The organism is Streptococcus sp. DD11 (assembly GCF_001578865.1).
In the GTDB taxonomy this organism is placed as follows: domain Bacteria; phylum Bacillota; class Bacilli; order Lactobacillales; family Streptococcaceae; genus Streptococcus; species Streptococcus panodentis.
Genome location: NZ_KQ969393.1, coordinates 391,590 through 396,867, shown reverse-complemented (window position 1 = coordinate 396,867; position 5,278 = coordinate 391,590). Strand labels below are relative to the sequence as shown.

3 protein-coding genes and 1 pseudogene are annotated in these 5,278 nt (G+C 48.5%); all 4 read right to left on the bottom strand.

Annotation, left to right across the window (positions count from 1 at the left end; translation table 11 throughout):
* Window positions 1–727 (bottom strand): pyridoxal phosphate-dependent aminotransferase (locus STRDD11_RS05115; RefSeq protein WP_128836322.1); only part of this gene is annotated, 727 nt, incomplete at its 3' end.
* An 809-nt stretch (window positions 728–1,536) separates the two neighbouring features.
* Window positions 1,537–2,913 carry an NAD-dependent succinate-semialdehyde dehydrogenase gene (locus STRDD11_RS05110; RefSeq protein WP_128835996.1) on the bottom strand — a complete coding sequence of 459 codons (1,377 nt, stop codon included), beginning with the start codon at window positions 2,911–2,913 and terminating at the stop codon, window positions 1,537–1,539.
* Between the two features lie 787 nt (window positions 2,914–3,700).
* Complete coding sequence (locus STRDD11_RS05105) at window positions 3,701–4,852, bottom strand: iron-containing alcohol dehydrogenase (protein ID WP_128835994.1); 1,152 nt, start codon at window positions 4,850–4,852, stop codon at window positions 3,701–3,703.
* Between the two features lie 129 nt (window positions 4,853–4,981).
* Window positions 4,982–5,196 (bottom strand): annotated as a pseudogene (locus STRDD11_RS05100) (hypothetical protein); the annotation flags it as partial.
* Window positions 5,197–5,278 lie beyond the last annotated feature (82 nt).

The following is a 5,278-nucleotide window of genomic DNA, read 5'->3' as shown; positions in this document are numbered from 1 at the left end:
CCACCGAATAAGGATTGATCGAATGCTGAACGGCCTTCATGACCCCAATCAAGTCCGGATGCCCGATACCATAGCCTACCCGCAGGCCGGCCAGAGCCGCATCCTTGGAAAAAGTCCGGCTAATAAAGAGATTGGGATACTCCTCCAGCAGCGGCAGGGCCGTCTGGCCGCCAAAATTGATATAGGCTTCATCTACTACCACGACCAGATTCCGATTGGCCGCCAGTATCTGCTCCAGCTCCTCCAAGGGCTTGTAAATCCCGGTCGGAGCATTGGGGTTGGCCAAAACAATGCCTCCCTCAGCTTTCAGATAATCCTCCGTCCGAATCCGGAAATCCTCCGTCAGCGGTACTTCTCTGTAAGGAATCCGATAAAGCTGGGCCCAAACCTTGTAAAATCCATAGGTCAAGTCCGGAAAAAGAACAGGCTCCCCGCTGTTAAAGAAAGCCAGAAAGGCCATAGACAGGATGTCGTCGCTGCCATTACCGATAATGAGCTGGTCTGGCGAGACGCCCAAGTTTGCTGCCAAAGCCTGACAGAGGCCGGCCTGATCCAGACTGGAGTACCTGCGCAGGCTGGCAGCGTCAAAATCCTTCAGCGCCTCAGCCACCCGCGGACTGGGAAAATAGGCATTTTCATTGGTATTAATCTTGATAAGCCTGTCTCCTGCAGGCTGCTGCCCCGCCACATAGGGAGTGAGTGATCTGAGACCTTTTAGTTTGAGCATACTGCTACCTCGCTTTCGCTTGTTTCCAATCATTTCTGCTCTTTGAAAATCAGCATCCGCCTCGTCCGTTAAGTTTGGGGAACTGTCGGATCTTGTAGATTAGGAGACAGACTCCCTTGACGGCTGTACCCTCACCCGCATAGGAGACGGCGACAAAAGTATTGCAGCCTCACTCTGTTCGGGTAAGGAACTCTACACGCCTGATCTGAAGCCGATTTTCGAAAAGTATAAGGATTGATGCTATTCAAAAGATAATAAAAAGCCCTCGCAAAAAACATTGCAAGGACGTTGACACGCGGTTCCACCTTTATTCAGCCCTCAGTCGCCTGAGGACCCTCATGGAGTACAAGACTCCGAATTCGTAACGGGAATCAGCCGTCGGCCACTAATCTCAGTATGCTGATTTCGCAGCCGCACTCAAGAATGTGTCGCTTAAGGATTGCATGCCTTCTCACCGCCGGGCACTCTCTGTCTGTTGTCTTAAGCTTTTTCTCTCATCGCTTTAAATGATTGTTGAATATTCTACCTGAATTTTTCAGAAAAAGCAAGAGAAAAATGAAAAAAATTTTAAAGCGGGGGTTTTCCGGTAATTTTCCAACCTCAGTCCGAAATCCAGTCACCGTGCTTCACTTTAGCACCAAAGCAACTGCATAAGATGCTGGGAGTAAAAAGATTGAGGGGAATCTTTTCAGCCTGAGCCTAGAAGCACAAGGTTCCCCTCTTTGCGGGTGAGGACACAGCCAGCGCGGGAGTCTGTCTCACTGCCACCGCTGCCCTATGCTAAACCAACAGGCGATAGCCCAGCCTTCCTATCCTTTTGGTGTAAAGACAAGGTGCTCATTAACAAAGGCATCAAAACCTAGATGACTGAGTTCACGGCCATAGCCGGAATTCTTAATCCCGCCAAAGGGCAGCTCTGGATGAGAAGCCCAACCTGAATTCACAAAAGTCATCCCTGTTTCAATCTGGGCAGCAACACGCGCCACTCGCTCTGGGTCAGAGGAGAAGACCGTTCCCCCCAGACCGTAACTGGAGTCATTGGCCAGTGCGATCGCTTCTTCTTCTGTATCCACTTTGTAAATAGACGCCACAGGACCGAAGATTTCGGTGTTGTAAATTGGATTGTCTTTGCTGATATCGGTCAAGACTGTCGGCATGACAAAATTGCCTGGATGGTCAATCTCCTGATTGCCATAAGCGACCCTTGCTCCATTATCCACTGCCAGTTTGATTTGTCCTAAGACTTCCTCTTTAGCCGCCGCAGAAGACAGAGGAGCCAAAGTGGTCTCAGCTTTCATCGGATCGCCCCATTTTGCTGTCTTGAAGGTTTCCACTACCATATCCACAAACTTACGGTAATTTTCTTCACCGACAACGACAAACCGTTTTGATGAGGTACATACCTGACCGGCATTGTAGAGACGGGCAAAGAAAATGGTATCTTTCAGCAGTTCAAAATCGGCATCTTCCAAGATCAGAAAGGCATCGTTTCCGCCCAGTTCCAGCGCTGATTTCTTAAGATTGGCACCAGCTTCGGCCGCGATGGAAGCCCCGCCGCGCTCAGACCCTGTCAGGGCCACTCCCTGAATCCGCGGATCCGCAATGGCTTTGCTGACTTGGCCGTAAGTCAAAAAGAGATTTTTAAAAGAGCCGGCAGGAGCGCCTGCTTCCTTGACCAAATTCTCAAAAGCCTGTGCAGAAGCCGGACAGATAGAGGCATGCTTAAGCACCGTTGGATTGCCAATCATAAAGTTAGGCGCAAAGACACGCATGATTTGATAGAAGGGGAAATTCCACGGTTCTACCATGAAGAGCACGCCGACTGCCTGCTTGATGTAATAGCCTTCCCCATGCACGGCTTCCAGCTCTCTTGGTTTCAGGAATTCTTCAGCCTTATCAGCAAAATAGTCCGCAATAGCAGCACAGAGCTCCACTTCGCCTTTGGCTTCAGTAAAGAGCTTGCCCATGTCTTTGGTCATCACTTCAGCGTATTTATCCACATCACGGCGAAGAAGTTCCGCCACCTTATGCAGCTGGCCTTTTCGCTCTTCCAGCCCGCCTTCAGCCCGCCATTTTTTGTAAAGGGCGTGGCCCGCAGCCAAAGCCGCTTCCAAATCAGCATCCGTATGGTTGTCAAACTCCTTCAGCACTTCATTGGTATAGGGGTAAATTGTCTTATAAGCCATCGTTTTTCCTCCTTTTGAGATCTGAGGGGCTAAATAACGAAGAAATCCCAATGGGCATCCACATCTCTAAGCAAAGCAGGCTGCCAGAGCTGCAGAAAAATGAGAAGCAAACACTCAAGCAACAGCTTCAAGAACGATTGCTCTTTTTTTCAACATTTTTAGCCCAAGTTCTGTCTCCAACCGAACTCAGACAGATCGGCCTGTCTGTTCTGACACACACTCCAATGATAAACAGTCAAACTGGGCAGGGCTGAAAAAAATTCTTGGAACCTTTTTCACTCCCCAGACTGTTGGCACAAGCCCAAGCCAATCCCTGCAGAATTGAGGGCAGCAAGAGTATCAGCAGAAATATTGTTCAGTTTTCACAAAGCCATTATACCATTTTTGCAAGCGATTTCAAATATTTTGCTGAAGGAAGTCTCAAAAGCAGGTGGGACAGACTCCCATGATGGCTGTGTCCTCACCCACAGAGGGATGGATCTTTTGGAAGATACCGTATAAGACTCTCATGATGACTGCGTCCTAACCCGCAGAGGGAGCTATCTTTTGGAAGATACCGTATAAAATTTTTAAAAATTTAGTCCCCTTCACTCTTTTGTTTCTAAGCTCAGGCTGAAAAGGTTCCCCGGAGCTGACGCAGGCTGAAGAGATTTTCGCAGAGTTTTGGCAATCGCCTGCCGCGCTAAGGTCAAGAACTTTCGGCCATAATCAAGCGAGACTGAAACACTTGGTTCCAGCCTCGCTGCCTCTATCGGTCTGCCTGATTATTTTCGATTGTCTTTGAGTGTTAAAACAGCTCCCTGTAAAAGGCAATGGTTTCTTCTAAGGTTGGCATAAATGGATTGCCTGGGGCGCAGGCATCTATCAAGGCATTATTAGAAAGGTAATCAAAATCAAAGTCTTTTTCTTCGATACCAAGTTCTGTCAATTTCTTTGGAATGCCGACGGTTTCAGAGAGTTTTTCGATTTCAGAAATGGCATAGGCTGCACATTCTGCATCTGTCTTGCCTTCGGTATGAAGACCGAGGGCTTTGGCGACATTGCGGAAGGCTGCTGGCACCCGTTTGGCATTTTCACGCTCAACGACCGGGAGCAGCATGGCACAGCAGACACCGTGCGGCAGATTATAGACAGCTCCCAGTTGGTGAGCCATGGAGTGCACATAGCCCAAACCAGCATTGTTAAAGGACATGCCTCCTAGAAAGATGGCATTCACCATGCCTTCGCGCGCTTCGATGTCATGGCCGTTGGCCACTGCCCGAGGCAGGTATTCTTTGATCAGTTCGATGGCACCAATCGACAGCTTCTTAGTCACACCATAAGCGCCCGGAGTGACCAAGGCTTCTACCGCATGGGTCAGGGCATCCATACCTGTCGCAGCTGTCAAGGCAGCTGGCTTGGATACCATGAGTTCGGGGTCATTGACCGAAATCAGGGCCAAGCTGTTCTTATCCACCATAACCATTTTGACCTTGCGCTCTTCATCAGTGATCACATAGTTAATGGTAATTTCAGCTGAAGTTCCCGCAGTCGTATTGATGGCTGCAACTGGCAAACCTTTCTTGGCTGACTTGTGCAGACCCTCATAGTCTTGCGGCTTACCGCCATTGGTCGCAATGACGGAGATACAGCTTGCGGCATCTTGCGGAGAGCCTCCGCCGACACTGATAATAAAATCGCAGTTATTTTCTTTCAGCGCTGCTAGCCCATCCATGACATTTTTACAAGTTGGATTTGGCTCTACATCGCTGAAGATGACATATTCGATTCCTTCAGCATCCAGCGGTTTAAGCACCTTCGGCAGAATATCACTGCTTTCGATAAATTTATCCGTAACCAGCAGGGCTTTACTGTAACCCAATTCTTTAACATAAGGGCCGACTTCATTGACAACGCCTTTGCCGATAAGGTTGACGGCTGGTACATAAAATGTTGACATCTTTCTTCTCCTTTTTGTTATGTTAATATGATTTTACACCTATCTTTTTCGATTTTCAAGTATTTTGTGATTTTTTTAACAAAACATCCTGCAGGAAAAGTAAAGCCTCTCCCCCAGCTCACTTTTTACCTATCTATCCAAGAAGCCTTCATGCGGGGTCTTGTTGAAAGATTCTGCAATTTCCTGCAGCTCTTGGATTGGTGATTTCCTGCTTGATCTGGCTGCCCTGCCCCGATTTGGGAATAAATCATGGCAGCCTTTTCAATGACTGCAATCAGGCCGTAGGTTTCATCCAGCGATACTCCGGAGGCAAACAAAAAGACCCCAGCTTTTCGTTTCGCAATGAAAGGGCGGGGTCGTTTGCCCATGTGCCGACCGCTTAAGGCCAACTGACTCAAGATACGGTTTCCGAGCAAGTCTATTGAT

What these genes read in the sequence shown, in the direction of transcription:
- STRDD11_RS05105 (WP_128835994.1), bottom strand. Translation starts at nt 4,852, where the DNA reads ATGTCAACATTTTATGTACCAGCCGTCAACCTTATCGGCAAAGGCGTT.
- STRDD11_RS05110 (WP_128835996.1), bottom strand. Translation starts at nt 2,913, where the DNA reads ATGGCTTATAAGACAATTTACCCCTATACCAATGAAGTGCTGAAGGAG.